At 62.1% G+C, this 20,214-nt stretch carries 12 protein-coding genes; 7 read left to right on the top strand and 5 right to left on the bottom strand.

The features are described from left to right. The 4 genes from K8U03_04235 to K8U03_04220 all read left to right on the top strand — a co-directional run. A partial coding sequence (locus K8U03_04235; GenBank protein ID MCE9604093.1) for a GldG family protein occupies positions 1 to 1,950 on the top strand: 1,950 nt, incomplete at its 5' end. 99 nt (positions 1,951 to 2,049) lie between these two features. After that, complete coding sequence (locus K8U03_04230; protein MCE9604092.1) at positions 2,050 to 4,242, top strand: DUF4340 domain-containing protein; 2,193 nt, start codon at positions 2,050 to 2,052, stop codon at positions 4,240 to 4,242. A 204-nt stretch (positions 4,243 to 4,446) separates the two neighbouring features. Further along, positions 4,447 to 5,631, top strand: a complete 1,185-nt coding sequence (metK, locus tag K8U03_04225) for a methionine adenosyltransferase (protein ID MCE9604091.1) — start codon at positions 4,447 to 4,449, stop codon at positions 5,629 to 5,631. Positions 5,632 to 5,640: 9 nt separating this feature from the next. After that, complete coding sequence (locus K8U03_04220; GenBank protein ID MCE9604090.1) at positions 5,641 to 6,531, top strand: hypothetical protein; 891 nt, start codon at positions 5,641 to 5,643, stop codon at positions 6,529 to 6,531. Between the two features lie 122 nt (positions 6,532 to 6,653). Here K8U03_04220 and K8U03_04215 read toward each other — a convergent pair whose 3' ends face one another. The 4 genes from K8U03_04215 to K8U03_04200 all read right to left on the bottom strand — a co-directional run bounded on the left by K8U03_04215 (position 6,654) and on the right by K8U03_04200 (position 12,186). Beyond that, positions 6,654 to 7,652 (bottom strand): alpha/beta fold hydrolase, encoded by a 999-nt coding sequence (locus K8U03_04215; protein ID MCE9604089.1) that lies wholly within the window; start codon positions 7,650 to 7,652, stop codon positions 6,654 to 6,656. A 155-nt stretch (positions 7,653 to 7,807) separates the two neighbouring features. After that, the gene (locus tag K8U03_04210; protein MCE9604088.1) at positions 7,808 to 8,719 is read right to left on the bottom strand and encodes a DUF1571 domain-containing protein; all 912 of its coding nucleotides are present in this window, start codon (positions 8,717 to 8,719) and stop codon (positions 7,808 to 7,810) included. Between the two features lie 327 nt (positions 8,720 to 9,046). Continuing rightward, positions 9,047 to 11,128 (bottom strand): carboxy terminal-processing peptidase, encoded by a 2,082-nt coding sequence (locus K8U03_04205; protein ID MCE9604087.1) that lies wholly within the window; start codon positions 11,126 to 11,128, stop codon positions 9,047 to 9,049. 203 nt (positions 11,129 to 11,331) lie between these two features. After that, a complete protein-coding gene (locus K8U03_04200) occupies positions 11,332 to 12,186 on the bottom strand; it encodes a sirohydrochlorin chelatase (protein MCE9604086.1) in 855 nt (284 codons plus the stop codon). A gap of 159 nt (positions 12,187 to 12,345) precedes the next feature. Between K8U03_04200 and K8U03_04195 the strand changes: the two genes are divergently transcribed. The 3 genes from K8U03_04195 (at position 12,346) to K8U03_04185 (ending at position 19,430) form a co-directional block, all read left to right on the top strand. Continuing rightward, complete coding sequence (locus K8U03_04195; GenBank protein ID MCE9604085.1) at positions 12,346 to 14,187, top strand: sigma 54-interacting transcriptional regulator; 1,842 nt, start codon at positions 12,346 to 12,348, stop codon at positions 14,185 to 14,187. Positions 14,188 to 14,304: 117 nt separating this feature from the next. Continuing rightward, the gene (locus K8U03_04190; GenBank protein ID MCE9604084.1) at positions 14,305 to 15,576 is read left to right on the top strand and encodes a PQQ-binding-like beta-propeller repeat protein; all 1,272 of its coding nucleotides are present in this window, start codon (positions 14,305 to 14,307) and stop codon (positions 15,574 to 15,576) included. Continuing rightward, entirely contained in the window at positions 15,540 to 19,430 is a 3,891-nt protein-coding gene (locus tag K8U03_04185; GenBank protein MCE9604083.1) for a hydantoinase B/oxoprolinase family protein, read from the top strand. The genes K8U03_04190 and K8U03_04185 overlap by 37 nt, the downstream gene beginning before the upstream one ends. Before the next feature lie 69 nt (positions 19,431 to 19,499). Here the strand turns inward: K8U03_04185 and rpsD are convergent, their stop codons facing one another. Continuing rightward, positions 19,500 to 20,108, bottom strand: coding sequence for a 30S ribosomal protein S4 (gene rpsD, locus K8U03_04180; protein MCE9604082.1), 609 nt, complete (start codon positions 20,106 to 20,108; stop codon positions 19,500 to 19,502). Positions 20,109 to 20,214: the final 106 nt, after the last annotated feature.

Below are 20,214 nucleotides of genomic sequence, written 5' to 3'. Positions count from 1 at the left end.
ACGCTATTGGGTTCGACGAAGAAAGTCGTCGCGGAACTGGACAAGAAGCGGCCGATCCACATCGAAGCGTTCGTCAGCCCGAACCCGCCGAAGGAGTTCGTGCCTTTGCGGCTCGATCTCATCACGCGGCTGCGCGAGATCGCGGCGCAAGCGGGATCCAACGTCTCGCTGCGCATCAACGAGACTCAACCCTTCACCGAAGAAGCGGATCGAGCGGAGAAGTTGTATGGCATCACCGGCCGCGAGATCGATTCGCTCGTCCGGGGCCAGTACACGAAAGACACCGTCTTCCTCGGCGTCGCCATTACTTCGGGCCTCGACAAAATCGTGATTCCTTTCGTCGAGTCTTCGACGCCGATCGAGTATGAAGTCATGCGGTCGATCGCGACCCTCAACGGCAGCACGCGGAAGCGGCTCGGCATCTTCATCGGCGACAAGACGACGTTCCAGGAATTCGATCCGGAGACGCGGCAACCGCGCGATCCGGAGATCGTGCGCGAGTTGCGCAAGCAATACGATGTCGTCGACCTCGACGCCGAGAAGCCGGTGCCGGACAACATCGACGTGCTCATGGCGATCCAGCCGACGTTGTGGCGCCCGAGCCAGCTGGACCAACTCGTCACGGCGGTTCGCCGTGGAGTGCCGACGTTGATCTTCCAAGATCCGCTGCCGGTCGACTACCCGCAGATGTTGCAACAAGAGCAGCAAGCCAACGGCGGCATGCCGTTCATCCAAGATTCGGAGACGAAGAAGCTCTGGGACCTGCTCGGCGTCGAAAGCGGCTCGCAGCAGATCGTGACGCATGAGTACAACCCGTTGCAGCATGTGCAGCAGTTCCCGCCCGGCTACGTGTTCATCGGCAACGGTGCGCTCGGCAAGAACAACGCGAAGCAGAGTTTGTTCGATGAAAAAGACCCGATCAGCGCGAACACCGAAGCGGTCGTGTTTATCTTCGGCGGCTGGGTCTCGAAGAAGAAGGATGCGACTCTGACGTTCACGCCGCTCGTGCATACCTCGACGTCGTCCGGCTACGTCGATCGGGCCGAGATGTTCACGCAGACCATGCTGGGGCAAACGCTGAACCCGAACGTGCCGCGGCATAAGACGGGGCTGGAATACGCGATGGTCGCGCGCATCCAAGGGACTGCCCCTGCGGAAGCGAAGACCGACGTGAACATCAAGCGGCTTGCCGACGAGCAGCCGACGACCGGAGGAGCAGCCTCGAAGGGAGTCGCCAAGAACGAACTGCTGTTGGCGCAAGCTCCGGCAGCGAGCCCGACGGCGACCGCCTCCGCGACGGCCCGCCCTGCTGCAACTGGGCCTTCCGCGACCGACCCTGCTGCGGCGGCTACGCCTTCCGCTACGGCCCCGGTTGCGATTCCTGCGGCAACGGCTCCGCTGTCGCCGGTTGGGTCTCCTTCGCCGACCGGTGTTCCGGCGACGATCGTCAACCCGTACGTGGTGCCGGTAGCGACGGCGTCGAGCACTCCGACCGCGACCGGCACGGCCGCTCCCGCCGGCACGGCGACCGCGGCCGCACCGAAGAAGGATCGGCCGATGGACGTCGTGATCATCACCGATCTCGACTTCATGGGCTATCAATTCTTCCGCTTGCGAAATCAACGTCCGACGAGCGTCGATCGGGTGCCGAACTTCGACAACATCACGATCGTGCTCAACGCGCTCGATTCGCTCGCCGGCGACAACCGCTTCATCGAGGTTCGCAATCGCCGTCCGCATCATCGGACGCTGACGACTCTCGACGCGATCAACATGCGCAGCGCCGACGATCGCAATAAGCAAAAGGTCGATAAGAACGAGCAGATGGAAGAAGAGTACAAGAAGGAAGATGCACGGCTCGAAGAGGAGTATAAGAAGCTCGTCGCCAACACGACCTTATTTCCCGCTATTGATCGGCTTGGCGGTCTTTTTCAGCCGTCGGGCGGGTGAGCAAGAAGGGGTCGATCGGAGCCGATTGCGGTAGCGCGTCGGCGTCGTAGGTCGGGTTTGCTTTCAGCGACTTTTAAGAACATTGCGGATATTGCGAAGATGAACGAAAACACGAAGACGCTTACTTTCGTCGGTGTTGCGGTAGTGCTGCTCGGGTTCGGTGTGTGGCTCAGCCGTCCGGCGAGCGAAGCCGATCTGACGACGGCCGAACTGGGCAAGGAATTCTTTCCCGACTTCACCGACCCGATGAAGGTCGCGAGCGCTGAGATCATCGATCTCGATGCCGTGAACGACGTGAAGCACGATCTCAAGGTCGCGCGCGTCGACGACGTGTGGGAAATCAATCCGGACCGGCAACGCTTTCCGGACGTCTCGCCCGAGCGGTTGGCGAACGTGGTGAAAGCGGTCGTCGGCGTGAAGAAGTTGGCGGTCGTCACGGATCAACCGGATCGCCATCGCGAGTTCGCGGTCGTCGATCCGGCCAACGAGGCCGAGTTGAAGGCGGGAACCGACGGCGTCGGCAAACGGGTGACGCTCGTCGATGCCGACCGGCGCAAGCTCGTCGATCTGATCATCGGCAAGAACGATGAAAAGAACAAGAATATCGTCTACGTGCGCGAGCCGAATCGCGATCGAATCTACGCGACCGAATTGGATAAGGCCCCGTTGTCGTCGAGCTTCGGCGATTGGGTTCCGGCCGACTTGCTGAAGGTCGGCGCGGCCGACTTGCGCACGGTCGACATCCACGACTACGCGATCGACGTTCGCAGCACGCAACAAGGCCTCGGCGGCCCCGGCGGGCTTACGGTCGTGCGCAAAGTGCCCGTTCGCATCGAGCGCGCGAAGCTCGACGCCAAGAAGGACGACTCCGATAAGTGGCAGCTGACGAAGCTCGAAACCTACGACAAGGAAACGAAAGGCTTCCTCGAAAAGAAGCTGCTGCCCGAAGAGGAATTCGATTCGGCGAAGGTCGACGAATTGAAGCGGACGCTGGCCGGGTTGAGGATCGTCGATGCGGTGCGGAAGCCGAAGACGCTGGCCGCGGACCTGCTGAAGGAGAAGACCTTCCTATTCGATGCGCAGTCCGCCGTGACCGCCGATCAAGAATCGATGGCATCGCTCGAAACGACCGGCTTCTGGCCGAACTCCAAGACCCGCAGCGAAATCGAACTCGTCTGCCATGAAGGCGAACTGACGGTCGGGTTCGAGAACGGCGTGCAATATCTCCTGCGCTTCGGCGACATTACGGGCAAGGGACGCGCCGGAAGCGGCGGCGATGAAAAGAAAGAAGGCGAGCCGAAGAAAGACGATGCCAAGCCGGGCGTCGGCGGCGCCGAAGGTGAGAACACGGCCCCGAATCGCTACATGATGGTAACGGCTTCGTTCAATCCGGACTTGATCCCGAAGCCGCCGTTGGTCACGCTTCCGCCGGAAGGAGCGCTCCCGAGCGCACCGGCAGCGACTCCTGCACCGACCGGTACGGCGCCTGCGGCCACACCCCCTGCTCCGACGCCGACTGCGACCCCAACCGCCACGCCGAAGACGACTGCAACACCTACGCCGACCGCGCCGACTCCGAGCGCGACGCCGAGTGCCACGGCACCGGCAACTCCGGCCCCGGCCGGATCGGTGAAGCCGGCCGAAGGGGCGGCGAGCGGTTCGTGTGAACCTTCTGGCGATGCGTGCCAGGCCGAACCAGCGAAGCCCGAAGCGACCAAGGCCGACGCGCCGAAGCCGAGCGCGACGAAACCGGAAGCCAAGCCTGAGCCTACTAAACCGGAAGCTACGAAGCCGACTCCGTCGGCCACGGCCGCTCCGGCAGCCGCGCCTAAGGCCAAGCCCTCGGCTACGGCAACCGTTCCCGCTGCCGTTCCGACGGCGACGGCCGCTCCGGCTGCGACAACTCCGGCGACGACCGCGAAACCGGCCGACACGATTCCTCCCGCGGCCGAGTCGAAGCCGGCCGAAGTGAAGCCGGTCGCCGAGCCTCCGAAGCCGATGACTCCGGAAGAGCGGAAGCGGATCGAAACGGAAAACAAGCGGATGTCGGATAAGTACGAAGCCGACTTAAAGTCGGGACGTGAAAAGGCGAAAGAGTTGAATACTCAATTCGCCGACTGGTTCTACGTGGTCGACGATGCGACGTTCCGCGCGCTCGACCTCAGCCCGACGGCGCTCGCCAAGAAGAAGGGGGCTCCGGCCGCGAACCCAGGTCCTCACGGGGGCCAAAACCTTCCGCCGGATCTGATGCGCCAAATCCAGCAAATGCAGCAGCAACAACAGCAACGGTAAGGCTGTCGGGCACGCCGCTCGACGAATGCCGGAGCGACGGGCGCGATTTGCATTGCATGAGGTGCGCGGAGCGGTTTGCGCAAGGCGCGAAAAACCTGGCTTTCGCCGTGCCTTGTCGCCCGACGGCGATTTCCCTTATAATCGTCGCTCGTTCGTCGTTTTCGATTTTTTTATCCCGCTTGAGTCGTATACGGAGGTGCCGGCGTGGCCGATCGCAAATACTTGTTCACGAGTGAGTCGGTCAGTAACGGGCATCCGGATAAGCTGGCGGATCAAATCTCCGACGGCGTTCTCGACGCGCTCTTGGCCCAAGATCCGATGAGCCGTGTGGCTTGCGAAACGCTCGTCACGACCGACTTCTGTTGCGTCGCCGGTGAAATTACCAGCAAGGCCAAGCCGGACTTCGAGAAGGTCGTGCGCCAAGTCATCCGCGAAGTCGGCTACACGCACGACGACATCGGCTTTTGCGCCGACACGTGCGAGTTGCAACTCCGGCTGCATAGTCAGAGCCCGGACATCGCCCAAGGTGTGAACGACGATCAAGCGGCCGGTAAAGACATCGGCGCCGGGGATCAAGGGTTGATGTTCGGTTATGCCTGCAACGATACGCCGGAACTGATGCCGCTGCCGATCGCGCTCTCGCATCGCATCACCAACGCACTCACCGCGGCGCGCGAAAAGAAGGACGTCTCGTGGCTCCGGCCCGACAGCAAGAGCCAAGTCACGATCGAATACGAAGGCTTCAAGCCGGTGCGGATCGACACGGTCGTCGTCTCGACGCAACACGACGAGAGCGTGACGCATGCTCAAATCAAAGACTACGTGATCAACAAGATCATCAAGCCGCTGCTGCCGGCCGAGCTCGTCTCGGACGACATCAAGTACCACATCAACCCGACGGGCAAGTTCGTCGTCGGCGGTCCGCACGGCGATACCGGTCTCACGGGCCGGAAGATCATCGTCGACACCTACGGCGGCTGGGGTCGGCACGGCGGCGGCGCGTTCAGCGGCAAGGATCCGACGAAGGTCGATCGAAGCGCCGCGTACATGGCGCGCCACATCGCGAAGAACATCGTGGCCGCCGAACTGGCCGACCGCTGCGAAGTGCAACTCGCCTACGCGATCGGCGTCGCCGAGCCGGTGAGCGTGTACGTCGATACCCAAGGGACGGGCAAGGTCGACGACGAGCTCCTCTGCGACCTCGTCCGCAAGACGTTCAAAATGACTCCGCGCGGGATCATCGAGTATCTCGAGCTCCGTCGTCCGATCTATCGGGCCACGGCCGCCGGCGGGCACTTCGGCCGGAGCGAGAAGACGTTCAGCTGGGAAAGCACGCACCGCGCCGCCGAGTTGGCCGAAGCAGCCGGCTTGGTCGCTGCGTCGAAGTAGCTCCAGGTAATGACCCCATCCGCGATCCAAAAACCGACGCTCGCTGCCGAACTCTTCGGCGGCGACGTCGGTTTTTCTTTGGGATGCGTGCTGCGTTGGGTGCCGGGCACGGTCTTAGTCGGCGCGGCGCTGTTGTTGGTCGCTCGACGTGCGGCCGGTGCGCTCGAGGCTCCTCCCACGCTCGGTACCGCCTTGTCGGTCGCGCTCGCGGTCGTCTGCCTAGCGGCGCTCCATCGCACGGCGCTGCGACATTTCGAGCGACCCGCGATCTCGCTCTTCGGCGGGGTGTCGGCGGCTTCGGAAGCGGTCGTATGGTACTTACCGACGGCGGCTCTCGTCTTGATCGGTTCGGCGTTGTCGATGCCGGGAACCTCGCTCCCGTCGCTCGCGTTCTTGTGGCTCGCGCTCCTGGCCGGTGAGGCAGCTTGGTTTCGTGTCCGATCGATGCGCGCGAGCGAACGCTCGGCCGCCGTGATCGCGCCGAAGCTTGCCGCCGCGATGGCCGAAGCCGAATCAGCGGAACTTGAGGCCGTTGAGCCCGACGAGTCGCACGTTTCGCAAAGCTGGAAGCGATCCGTCGACACTTCGGGAAGCGATGTCTTAGAAGGCTATGCACGGGCCCGATTCGAGGTTGGGAGCAGGCAGGCCTCGATCCATCTCGTGTTCTGTCCGCCGTTCGAGCGCATACCCGTCTTGGAAACCGAGACGCTCGACGACCTCGAAGCGCGACTGATCCACATCACGGTCTTGCCCTATGCGGCGAGGATCGACGTGCGGCTGTCGGAACCCGCCGAAGAAGAACTGCGGGCGACGATCGGCATTCGGGCGGTGTGCGATGCGGGAAGCACCGGCACGCGATCCTCGACGGTTTCCGATTCCGTGGTCTCCGAAAGAACGTGATTGGTTATGGCGCGCTGGCCCCGACGAACTTGGACGACGCTTTACACCTACGGCACGGTTTTCGTCGCCTTTCCCGTGCTGGCGTATCTCGCGATCGCCTGGGTGCGGGCTTGGCCGCCGTTTTAGCCGGCCGGCGTTCTCGTGCTCGGCGCGAGGTGCAAGCGAAAGAAGCGCGCGACGCGCCGCTGGTATTCCGCAGGCACGGCGAAGATCGCTCCGTTGTGCTTCGCTTTGGGAACGATCCAAAGCTTCGCCGGCGCGCGAACGCATTTCCGCAGCGCTCGAGCCGCTTCGACGGGGATCATAGAATCGCGTTCGCCGTGGACCATCATGACGGGGCGGCGAATGCGAGCGGCGCAGGCATCGACATCGACGAAGCGAAAGCGATTCCTCAAGCCCCACCACCACCGGCCGACCCACAGGAACCCTTGATAAATCCAATGCGGCAGGTTGTCGGTGATCCAAGGATAGGGAATGAAGATGCCGACGTAGCGAATGAAGTAGCATAAGTGCGTCGACTGAGCGGAGTAGACGCCGTCGGTGAAGACGCAGCGAATGCGAGGGTCGTCGGCCGCAACGCAAAACGCCGCCCCGGCGCCTCGACTGATGCCGAACAGGCCGACGCCGCGAGGATCGGTATCAGAGCGGCTCGCCACGTAATCGATCGCGGCGCGAAGATCGATCACTTCGTCGGGCGAGAGCCAAGGGCGCGGCACGAGGCCGGGCACGGCATCGCTGGCGCCGTGGTTGCGAAAGTCGAACGTGAAGATGTCGTAGCCTTGAGCGACCAGGTCGACGACATACGGAGTCGCGTTCCAACGATCGCCGTTGAGCTCATGGCAGAAGACGACGACCCCCTTCCGGGCGGCAAGCGGCGTGGCCAGGTAGGTGCCGCGGAGCGTCAGACCATCGGCGGTGCGAAAGGCGCACTCCTCGCCGCCGGCCGTCTTGTGCGTCGGCTCGGCGGCCAAGATCGGCGTCTCACCGATCAGGCGGTAAACGATCGGAAAATAACGGATCCAAACGTAGATCCAAAAGAGAACCCAAACCGCCGCCGCCGACGCGACGACGATGATCGCCGGCGACCAAGAGAAGGCGAGAATGAGCGAAGCGAAAGGCATTCGGGAACGGACGAGCGAGGCGAACGGGGGGCCGAAGCCGCGCGACGTCGCCGTGATAGGATGCGATGAAGGGAGCTATTTTAGCGAAGCCGAAGCGAAACGTATATCGGTCGCCGAAGCGTTCGCTCGAGAATCGTCGCAGCCCCCGGCGCAGCTTATTTGACCCCGAAGCTCAGGCTCGGATTGCCGGGATCGAAGTCGGAATCGCCGAGCGCGACGTCCAAGGCAAGGTCGCGGTAAAGATACGATTCTTCGAGGTGCGCCCCGTCGGCCGGGTTTTCCGACCAGCGGTAGTGCTCGCAGGCGACCGGCACGCCGAGGGTCCGATCGATGAAGATCTGAACCTGCTTGAAGCGGACGATGCTGCTCGGCTGAGCATGCTCGAACGAGAATTCGTAGCAGGGGCGGCCGCTGATCTCGCGCCCTTCGTTCACATGCACCGCCACGGCCGGATCCTTGACGAGCTCTTCGTTCAAGAGCGCCGTGATACGTTCGTTGAAGTTCCAGATGCCGATGTTCGTCACCGGCCGCCGGCTGACCGCCTTCTCCATGTCGTCGTCGGGAGCGATCTTCACGAGCGGCACGAGCTTCTTCTTCCAGCCGACGGGGCTGACGAGGATCTTGCCGTCGTCGCTGCCATCGCGCCAGATGATCTGTTGCCCTTGCTCGGGCGAGTGCCATTTCATGTAGATCGCCAACGGCGAGCGGCGGACTTTGACGTCCATCACGTTCAACGGCTGGAGCTTGTCGTTGATCCGCTCTTGCTTCTGAAACACGGCCGAGACGGTTTGGACCGGCAGCAGCTTGAGGCGCGCTTCTTCGAGCAGCTTGCGACACAGCGCGATCGCTTCGGCCCCTTGGATCTTCGAGGAAACCTCGCCGACTTGGGTCACGGACCCGAGCACGGCTCCGGTCTCTTCGACGGGGGCTCCGCGGCCGAACGTCCACCAAGCACCGAGGCCGCCGACGGCGAGCGCCGCCGAAGTTTTGAGCCACAGGCGTCGGCCGACCCGTTTCGGAGCGATCGAATTATCCCACGCGCCGTCGCGAACCGGAACCGTCGCCATGGTCAGCCTCTCGAAAAACCGCCTCGTTTCGCCGCCTCACAAGGGAATTCGTCGCATATAGGTCCCGCTGATTACCGAAACGCCCCGAGACCGGATAGGCCGCAAGCTTGGTAGAGTCGTTTTCGACGATAAATCAGAGGCACATGCCTCGCGGGGAGGGCGGGCTCGGCGTTTCGGTGAACACCGCGATCGCCGGCTTCTGCGGCGCGGTTCGCAGCGAGTGCTAGCGGAGAATGCGGCAATAGAAATGTAGCAACGAAAAGAGGACGCCGGCCGGAGCCGACGTCCTCTTAGAAAGTTCGAATCGTGCGAGCTTAAGGAGAGCTCTTAGCGATCGCCGACCGCCGTGATCTTGCGAGCTCCGGCGGCTTTGATCGCGTCGAGGTAGTCGAGCGTCACGGCCAGGGCTTCGTTGAAGTAGTAGTCCTTCTTCACGACCGGCTTATCCTGCTCGTTCATTTCCTTTTCGATTTCGTTCTCGAGGTCTCCTTCTTCCTTGTCGGCGTTCACTTCGGCAAGGAATTTCTCTTCGTTGAGCGAGATCGTCTTCTTCTTCTTTTGGTCTCGGTAGCGGGTCACGCGATGGTCGACCTTTTGGAAGTCGGGAGACGTTTCGCAACGCTTCTTCGAGAGGTCCTTCAAGCGATCGAGCGTTCCCTTCTCGACGAAGTTGACCCGACGATAAGGAGCCGCGTCGATATGGTCGAACGGCAGGGCATGGTCGAGGTCCGATTCGCCGACTTCGAGTTCCGCGGTGAGCGACGGAAGGACGATATCCGACCGCACTCCTTGGTTTTGCGTGCTGTCGCCGTTGGGGCGATAGAACTGTTGCATCGTGAGCTTCAACGCCCCGAGCGCCGGCGAGTTGGGAACCTGGAACATCTGCCGGCCGAGATCGAGCAGGCTCTGAACCGTTCCTTTGCCGTGCGTTTGCGGATCGCCGATGATCACTCCCCGACCGTAGTCTTGAATCGCCCCGGCGAAGATCTCGCTCGCGCTGGCGCTGAACTTGTTGCACAGCACGACGAGCGGCCCATCCCAAGCGACCCCCTTCTCAAGATCGTTATACGGCTGACGATCGCCGTCTTTATCCTTCACCTGCACGACCGGACCTTCGTCGATGAACAGGCCGGTGAGGTTGATGGCTTCGGTCAGCGAACCACCGCCGTTGAAGCGCAAGTCGAGCACGACGGCTTCGACTCCTTCGGCCCGGAACTTCTCGAGAATCGCGGCGACGTCGCGAGTCGTGCTCTTATAGTTCGGCAGCCCGAGCCGAGCCCCTTCCATGTCCATATAGAAGCTCGGCAGGGAGATGTAGCCGACCTTGCGATCCTTGCCGTCACGTTTTTCCTTGATGACTTCGCTCCGGGCTTCGCTTTCCTTCAGCTCGATTTGAGCGCGCGTGATGTTGTAGATCTGCTTTTCGCTCGTCCCGTAAGGCACGACTTGCAGACGGACGATCGTTCCCTTTTTGCCCCGAATCTGATCGACGACTTCGTTCAAGCTGAGATCGACGACGTCCTTGATCGGTCCATCGGTCCCTTGGCCGACGCCGACGACCCGATCCTTCTTCTTGAGTCGTCCGTCTTTGTCGGCAGCGCCGCCGGGAATGACTTTGTTGACCACGGTATAGCCGTCGTCGTATTGCAGTTGCGCGCCGATTCCTTGCAGGTTCAGCCGCATTTGGATCTCGAAGTTTTCCTTCGACGCCGGCGACATATACGTGGAGTGCGGATCGTACGAAGTCGTCATCGCGGTAAGGTACCATTCGAGCAACTCATGTTGCTTGAGTTGGTGCATTCGCTTTTGCAGGCCGTGGTAGCGGCGGGCAAGCTTGTCGCGGGCTTCTTGTCCTTCCATCTTTTCCGTCGCTTTGAGCGCGAGCAGGTCGTACTTGATCTTCTTGCGCCAGAGTTCCTTCCCGGCGGCTTCGTCGACGGCGTACTTCATCGTGTCGGGATCGCGAACGATATCTTCGTCGATCGTGAAATCGAACGGCGTGGCGAGCAATTGGTCGATCCACTTAATCCGTTCGTCGACTCGCTTCAGGTAGATTCCGAACACCTTAAAGGCGAAGTCGGTATTGCCGCGGCGAATGGCATCGTCGAGCTCTTTTTCTTCTTTGCGGAAAGAGTCGATATCGCTTTGATAAAAGAAGACCTTCTGAGCATCGAGCGTCTTCAAGAAGTTCGTGACGAGTCGTTCGGCGATCTCATCGTTGAGTTCGTGGCGCGTGATGTGGCCGTCGCGCATGTAACGCGTGACTGCCAGCGTGATCTGGCGATCTTCGGCCGTCGAACCGGTGAGCTCCGCACGGAGAATGCCGGCAGGGACCGCCGACAAGACGACGGCGGAAAGAAGCAACGCACAACCGGTGATTGCGCGCGTGGGGGCGAGCCAACGATTCATGAACGATTCCTTGATCTCGATGCGGGCACACGGCTGAGATGCACGGCCGTGCATAAGTTCCTAAATCCGAACGACTTAGTTGGTAGTCGTCTACGTTCTCGAATGCTATCCCGCAGGCCGGATGGATGCAAGATCAGCCCGATAACAAGTGTGTCAGAACATTCATCTTGAAATCGCCGGCCGCGGTTTTCGCCTTGCTCCGCTCAATCGCACGTGCCGGCAGCCGGCGACGAAAAGAGACTCGCCGCAACGGCATTCACTACTTCCGGCTCCGGTCCTAAATGTCCTGTCGTGACCCATTGCCGATCGGGAAACCTGCGAGCCGCCTCGGCGACCTGCTCGCGAACCCGTTCGAGCAGCACTCCGGCGAAGAGCAAATGCGGCTGCACGACCACTCGGTGATAAGGGAGCCGGGCCGCGTTTTCGAGCGCTTCGTCGAGGCCCGGCTCGGCCATCGCCGTGAAGGCGACCTCGAGCCGGCCGCAGTGGGAAGCTTGCAGGCGCAGGTTCGCGAAACGATGCATCTCGGCCGTCGCCTCAGGATCGTGGCTTCCTCGGCCGACCATGAGCAGCAGGGTTTCATGCGGCCAAACGACATTCGGCGGCGAACCGGAAGCGTCTCTCGCTGCACAGGCCTCGCGAAAGCGACGCTCGGAGAGCGCGAGGAGTTCGGCGTGGCAACCGAGATGCGGCAACTGACGCACGGCCATGCCCGAATGCCGCGCCACGGCCTGGGCGACCGCTCGGGGTATGTCCTGCTTAGCATGCCCTGCGGCGAACAAGATCAGCGGCGCGACCGTGAGCTCGCGAACTCCGGCGGCTGCGAGCCGAGCGATTCCGGCGTCGATCGTGGGGTCGGCCAGTTCCAAGAACGACGCCTCGACCTTCAGCGGTGCGACCGCCACGGCGATCCGTTGCGACACGGCCAGGAACTCGGCGATGCCCGCCGGATCGCGCGTGCCGTGCCCGACGACCAGCAGGCCTCGCGAAGAATGGGTGTCGGACGACGAATTCGCGGCGTCGAGGAGCGTCTGGGGCTTGTCGTTGATCCCGTTCATAACGATATTCTAAGCAACTCCGAGTCGCTGGCATCCCTGAAAACCGATTCGTGCCTTCCCGATTCGCGATCTTACTATTCGTGTTTGAGTTGTTACCCGTAAGACTTCCGGCGCCGAGCCCTCTTCCTTAGTTAAGCATCGCCGAAAGCCGCTTCGCCTATGGCCGTCGTTTACAGTTACCTTACCGTGTCGCTCGGCCGCGACGTCGGCACCAACTTCATGCTCGATCCCGACTCCGAGACCACGATCGGGCGCGGTACGGAATGCACGATCCAACTGAACGATCCCCTTTGCTCGCGCGTGCATGCCGTGCTGCGCAACGTCGGCGGGCGTTGGCAGGTGCGCGACATGGAAAGTCGCAACGGCACCTACGTCAACGATCAGAAGATCGACGACTCGGTGCTGGCGGAAGGGCATTATCTCAAGGTCGGTTCGACGGAGTTTAAGTTTCATCAAAGCCGGATGCGGCCGACCTTGCCCGGCGATCCGAACATCGGCATCACGCAATCGATCGTGGCTCGCTTCAAGATGGGAAGCTTCGAGCCCGAGGCGCCGGAGCTTACCAGCGTACAGACGTTGGAGCAGACGAAAGATCTGCTGCTGCTCCATCAGCTCAGCATCAAGTTGCTTGGTTGTTCCGATCCGCAAGTTTGCCTCAAGATGGCGCTCGAGCTCGTCCTCGCGCGAACGCAGGCTTCGGTCGTCGGGTTTCTTTCCGTGAGCGACGATCGCCATTTGAAATCGAAGATCGTGTTGCCGGAATACGCGCAGCAGAAGGTCGAGTTGAGCGAAGAGTTGATGCGGCTCGTCTGCGACGAAGGGCACGCGGTTTGGATCGCAAATCAAAAGAACGCCGAAGTCGAGAAAGCCACGGCCCACTACTCCGATGCGCAATGCATTCCGCTGGTGCGCGAGAAAAAGGTGCTCGGGGCATTTCATCTCTATCTCGAAAACGGTCGGTTTCGCCAATCGCATTTCGACTTCGCCGTTTCGGCCGCCAACATCGCGGCTTCGGCCCTAGCTCGCGCCTTGCAAGAAGAAACTCTGGCGACGAGCTACGAGCGTTTGAAGCAAACCTCGGGCGTGTTCGACGAACTGATCGGCGAGAGCGCGCCGATGCTGGAGTTGAAGGGGAAGATCTCCCGCATCGCCGGCGCCGGGGGCTGCGTCCTGATTCGCGGCGAAAGCGGCAGCGGCAAAGAGCTCGTCGCCAAAGCGGTGCATAAGCTCAGCACCCGCGCGAACCGACCGATGTTGTCGATCAATTGCGCCGCGATTCCCGCCGACTTGATCGAAAGCCAACTCTTCGGGCACCGCGCCGGCGCATTCACCGGGGCCGATCGCGACCACAACGGCCTCTTCAAACAAGCCGACATGGGAACCTTGTTCCTCGATGAAATCGGCGAGCTCACCTCGGCCGGGCAAGCGAAGCTGCTGCGCATTCTCGAAGGGCATCCGTTTCTGCCGGTCGGCGCGACGCAAGAAGTGCAGGTCGACGTGCGCGTGATCGCGGCGACGAATCGCGATCTCTCGAAACTGGCGCGCGAGCGAAAGTTTCGCGAAGATCTGTATTACCGACTCAATGTTTTCGAGCTCTATCTGCCGCCGCTTCGCGATCGGGGGGAAGATATCGGCCGGTTGATCGATCACTTCGTCGAGCTGTTCGGCTTGGTTCACGGCCGGCCGACGCTCTCGCTCTCCGATGCCGCGCGCAGCAAGCTCATCGCGTATGCCTGGCCGGGCAACGTGCGGCAACTTCGCAACACGATCGATAGCGCGGTCGTGATGGCGACCGGCCCGAAGATCGAGCCGAACGACTTGATGCTGCACGACGTCGGCGTCGATGAATTGGAAACGCTGGAGCTCGAAGTGTGGGAACGGAAGCTGATCCTCGAAGCGCTCAAGCGCACGCAAGGAAACGTGCCCGAAGCGGCCAAGATTCTCGGAATCGGCCGAGCCACGCTTTACCGCAAGCTGGAACAATACGGTATCGAACGATAGCCGGCGGAAGTTCGCAGGCAGCCGTTTTCTTTACGCCCGGCCGGCGGCAAGCTACCATGAGAGGGCTCCGCGTACGCTCTCCTGCCTTTTATAGTCCTCCTTACCGGACTCCCACCTATGCGTTTTCTCGCCGCTTTGTCTTCCCTGCTGTCGGGCTTGCTTCTGATTTCTTCGGCCGCATCGATATCGGCCGAGGAGTGGACTCGTTTTCGCGGCCCGAACGGCACCGGCATCAGCGACGACACTTCGATTCCGACCTCGTGGACCGATGCCGATTATTTGTGGAAAGCGAAGCTTCCCGGCTCGGGACATTCCTCGCCCGTGATTTGGGGCGACAAAGTCTTTTTGACGAGCGCGCTGGAACAACCCGCGCAGCGCATCGCGATGTGCATCAGCGCCATCGACGGCAAAATACTTTGGGAGCGCCGGTTCGATTACCAAGTGCACAAGAAGCACAATCTCAATAGCTTCGCTTCGCCTACCGCGGCGGTCGACAAAGATCACGTCTACTTCTCGTGGTCGATTCCGGAAGAGTTGACGCTCTTTGCTTTGAACCACGACGGCACCGACGCCTGGAAGCTCGACCTCGGGCCGTTCGTGAGCCAGCACAGCGCAGGCAACAGCCCGATCGTGGTCGGCGATATGGTCGTGTTGGTGAACGAGCAAGACGACTCGTCGAAAGTAAAAGGGGACGGCGGCGGAGATTCCGGCGTCAGCTTTTTGCACGCCGTCTCCTGCAAAGACGGACGAACGATCTGGCAGACGCCGCGCAAGAGCGCGACCGTCACCTATTCGACTCCGGTCTTGCGCGAGCTTCCCGGCGGCGGCACCGAGCTGCTCGTCAATAGCCAAGCCCATGGCCTCGGCGGCGTCGACCCGAAGACCGGCAAAGTGAATTGGGAAATTTCCGTGCTCGATAAGCGGAGCGTCAGCTCGCCGGTCATGGCTGCCGGCCTCGTGTTCGGCAGTTGCGGCTCCGGCGGCGGCGGCAACTACGTCGTTGCGGTTCGCCCGGGCCCTAAGCCGGAGGTGGTCTACAAAGTCGCCGATCAAGCGGCTTACGTTCCGACCTTGCTCGGCAAGGGAAACTTGTTGTTCATCTGGAGCGATAAGGGAATCGTCAGTTGTTTGAACGCTGCGACCGGTGAAAAAATCTGGCGCGAACGGATCGGCGGCAATGTGTACGGCTCGCCGGTGTGCATCGGCGATCGGCTTTATTGTGCGTCGGCCGACGGCACGATCATCGTCCTTTCGGCAACCGAAAAGTTCGAAAAGCTCGCCGAAGTCGCACTCGGTGAAACGTGCCACAGCACGCCGGCCGTCGCCGATCACAAACTTTACTTGCGCACCGAATCGCAACTGTTTTGTCTCGGCCCGAAAAAGAAGTGACCGATTCTTTTCGCGAACTATGGTTCGACGTCGGCGGCACCTTCACCGATTGCTTCGCTCTCGGGTACGACGGCAGTCTGCGGCGTCATAAGCTCCTTTCCTCGGGCATCACGAAAGGAGTCGTTGCCGAAGCCGGCGACCGAACGATCGTCGATCCGGCTCGCGCCGCCGATCCCGAGAGATTCTGGGACGGATATCGGTTCCGCTTACTCGACGACTTCGGCACTGTCGTCGACGAGCGGACCATCGACTCGTTCGATCGAGCGACGGCGACTTTTACATTCGACCGGCCTCTCGAAGTGAATTGCGTCGGCCGGGGCTACGAACTCAGCTCCGGCGAAGAATCCGTCGTGGTCGCGGTGCGGTATCTGCTCGGCCTTCGGCTCGCGGACCCGATCCCGCCGAGCGCGGTTCGTCTCGGCACGACGCGCGGCACCAACGCCTTGCTAACGCGACGCGGCGCGCGCACGGCGTTCGTCACGACGCGCGGCTTCGGCGATGTACTTCGCATCGGCTATCAGAATCGTCCGCGCTTGTTCGACCTACGGGTCGTCAAGCCGGAGCCGTTGTATGCGGACGTGATGGAAGTCGACGAGCGGGTAGCCGCCGATGGTATCGTGCTGCTCGTGCCCGACGAAGCTGCCGTTCACCGCGATCTTTCGCTGCTGCGCGAACGAGGCGTCGAATCGCTCGCCGTCTGCCTGCTACATGCCTATCGTTTCGGAGCGCATGAAGAGCTGATCGGCCGGATCGCCGCCGAGGTCGGCTTTACGGAAGTGAGCCTTTCGCATCAGGTCGCGCCGTTGGCGAAGATCGTCGCGCGCGGCGACACGACCGTCGTCGATGCCTATCTCAATCCGGTGTTACGCGACTACGTGCGCGGTCTTCGCGGTGCGCTCGGCAGCGGGCAACTACGCATCATGACGTCGGCGGGTGGGCTCGTGGCGGCGGAGCAATTCGTCGGCAAAGACAGCATCCTTTCCGGCCCCGCCGGCGGCGTCGTCGGCATGGCCCGCGCCGCGCAGACCGCCGGTTTCTCGCGCGCCATCGGCTTCGACATGGGAGGGACGAGTACCGACGTCGCCCGCTTCGACAATCGAGACGGCGGCCGCTTCGAGATGGAATATGAAACGGAAAAGGCCGGCGTGCGCATCGTCGCACCGATGACCGCAGTGCATACGGTCGCCGCCGGCGGCGGCTCGGTCTGCTGGTTCGATGGAGTGAAGCTCGTCGTCGGACCCGATAGCGGTGGCGCGGATCCGGGCCCGGCTTGTTACGGTCGGGGTGGTCCGCTTTGCGTGACCGATCTCAACTTTTATTTGGGCAAGATCCTGCCCGAACGGTTTCCGTTTCCGCTCGACCATGCGGCGGTCGAGCGGCGCTTGAGCGAGCTGATCGACGCCGTGGCCGGTGCGATCGGCAAACGTTACGACCCGAGCGAGCTTTGCGCAGGTTTTTTACGCGTCGCGAACGCCAACATGGTGAAGGCGATTCAAGCGGTGAGCGTCGCTAAGGGGTGCGATCCGCGCGACTACGTGCTCGTCGCCTTCGGCGGAGCGGCCGGGCAGCATGCCTGCGCGGTTGCGCGCGAGCTCGGCATGCGGCAAGTGCTCAGCCACCCCGACGCCGGCCTGCTCAGCGCCTACGGCATCGGGCTCGCCGACGTGGTGCGGCATCGGGTCGAGGGAGTTTACCGCTCCTGTTCCGCTGCCGCGGTCGAGGAGTTGCGCGCTATCTTCGAGCGTTTGACCGCCGAGGCACGCCGCGAAGTATGCGACGAAGGAGTCGCGCCCGAGCGCGTGGAAATCCATACGCTCGTCGACCTGCGTTATCGGGGCGTCGACGCGGCGCTGACGATCGAGCTTTCCGCCGGCGACGATTCGCAAACGCTTGCTGCGAATTACGAGCGCGAGCATCAGCGGCTCTACGGCTATCGCCATTCCGGCCGCGCGCTGGAGGTCGTCGCAGCCCGAGTCGAAGTGATCGGCCGAACCGTCGATTACGATCCCGCACCGCAACCGATGCATGTGCGCGAGCCGGAGTGCGAGCGAACGGTCACGGCCTATTTCGACGGCGGTGCTCAATCGACGCAAGTGTTCGAGCGCACGGCGCTTCGCCCCGGCGATCGGCTGCAGGGGCCTGCGATCGTTTGCGAACGGTCGGCGACGACGATTCTCGATCCCGGTTGGAGCGCCGAGATGCTGGCGCGCGGCGAGTTGTTGCTTACGGACGTTGAGGATTCATCTTCCAAGAGTCGTCGTGCGCAGCAGTCGACGGCTGCCGATCCGGTGATGCTCGAGATCTTCAATAACCAGTTCGCCGCCATTGCCGAACAGATGGGGATCACGCTGCGCAACACGTCGAGCAGCGTGAACGTGAAGGAGCGGCTCGATTTCAGTTGCGCGTTGTTCACTAGCCGGGGCGAGCTAGTCGTCAACGCGCCGCATATTCCGGTACATCTCGGAGCGATGGGAGAAACGGTTCGCGCCATCCTCGCCGATAATCCCGACATGCGGCCGGGCGATGTCTTCGTGACGAACGACCCCTATCGCGGCGGCTCGCACTTGCCCGATGTAACCGTCGTTACGCCGGTCCACGACGTCGCGACCGAAGAGCTTCTATTCTTCACGGCGAGCCGCGCCCATCATGCCGAGATCGGTGGGATTCGGCCCGGCTCGATGCCCCCGTTCTCGAAGAACTTGGCCGAAGAGGGAGTGCTGATTCGCAACTTCAAGCTCGTCGATGCCGGGCGTTCACGGTTCGACGAATTGCGCGCGTTGCTTACGTCGGGCCCTTTCCCTACGCGCCATCCGGCCGACAACTTGGCCGATATCGCAGCGCAGACGGCCGCCGATCGGCAAGGGGCTCGCGACCTCGAACGACTCATCGAACGCCACTCGCGCCCGGTAGTCGAGGCGTACATGCAACATATTCGCGATGCCGCCGAGCGGAAGATGCGCATGGCGCTCGCGCGCATTCCCGACGGTCGCTACGAGTTCACCGATCATCTCGACGACGGCACGCCGATCGCGGCCGCGATTACGATCGCCGGCGATGGCGCCATGATCGACTTCACCGGCACCGGCCCGGTATCGCATGGGAACCTGAACGCGAACCGCGCGATCGTCACTTCGGCCGTGATGTACGTGATGCGCTGTTTGATCGACGAAGATATTCCGCTCAACCAAGGGGTGCTCGAGCCGGTGCGGATTATCTTGCCGGAGTGCTTGCTCAACCCGACGGCCGCGGCTCGGGCCGAGGATTGTCCGGCCGTGGTCGGGGGAAACGTCGAAACTTCGCAGCGCGTCGTCGATGTGCTGCTCGGCGCGCTCGGGCTCGCCGCGGCTTCGCAAGGAACCATGAACAACACTCTCTTCGGCGACGACACGTTCGGCTATTACGAAACCGTTTGCGGCGGCAATGGCGCGACGCCGGCCGGCCCAGGCGCGGATGCCGTGCATACGCACATGACGAACACGCGGCTTACCGATGCCGAGGTCTTAGAGATTCGCTATCCGGTGCGCGTCCGCGAGTTCTCGATTCGCCGTGGTTCGGGCGGGGCGGGTTTGCATCGGGGAGGAGATGGGATCGTGCGCAAGTTGGAATTCTTGCGACCGCTCGAAGTCTCCCTGCTCACGCAACGCCGCGGCGACTATGCCCCCTATGGAATGAACGGCGGCTCAGCGGGGGCGCTCGGCCGCAACACGCTCTTCGAGCGCAGCGGCACGATGCGGGAACTCACCGGAGCGGAGCAATTCCATGCCGCGCCGGGAGACATACTCGTCGTCGAAACACCCGGCGGCGGCGGTTGGGGAGTGGCGGTATCTCAGGCGACGAACGATCGCGCGCAATAAAAAAGCTCGGGACCGAAATGGTCCCGAGCTTTGTGTTTCGTCTGCGTCGTTCGATCGTAAAGTCGCGGCTTAGCGCGACAGGAATTCGACGACGAGGTTCACGTTCGCCGGGCAGCTGAATTCGTCGGGCAACGGGAGGCGGTCGACCTTGATCGTCAGGTTTGCGGCGTCGAGCGAAAGGAACGGAGCGGTGATCTCCGAGCCCTTCGCCATGATGTCGCGATAGAGAGTTTGCAGCGTGCCGATTCCCTTCACGTAGATCACATCGCCGGGGAGGCAAAGAATCGAAGCGACGTCGGCCTTGCGACCGTTGAGCAGGAAGTGGCCGTGGCCGATCCCTTGGCGGGCTTGCGGACGCGTGACCGTCATGCCGGCGCGGCGGACGACGTTGTCGATTCGCGATTCGCACAAGAGCAGCAAGTTTTCCCCGGTGTTGCCCGGGCGACGAGCGGCTTCGGCGAACAAGCGGCGCAGTTGGCGCTCGCTGAGGCCGTAGTAGTGCTTGACCTTTTGCTTTTCGGCGAGAGCAAGACCGTAGCCGGAAACCTTCGACGGACGAGTGTGCATGCCCGGCGGAGCGTCGTGACGATCGGCGGCCTTACGCGCGCCGTTGCTTTCGTAGATCGTCGTCTTCAAACGTCGGTTAACACGTGCCTTCGGTCCGGTGTAGTGTCCCATCTCAACTGCTTCCTATCGGGTATTCGGCGAGTGAATTACGGTTATCGATGCGGCCAAGCATTGGGCTCGGCAAACGATCTGAATTAGGTCGACTTCTCAGGCAACG

The sequence above is a fragment of the Planctomycetia bacterium genome (assembly GCA_021413845.1).
Classification (GTDB): domain Bacteria; phylum Planctomycetota; class Planctomycetia; order Pirellulales; family PNKZ01; genus PNKZ01.
This window is presented reverse-complemented; position numbering and strand designations above follow the sequence as displayed.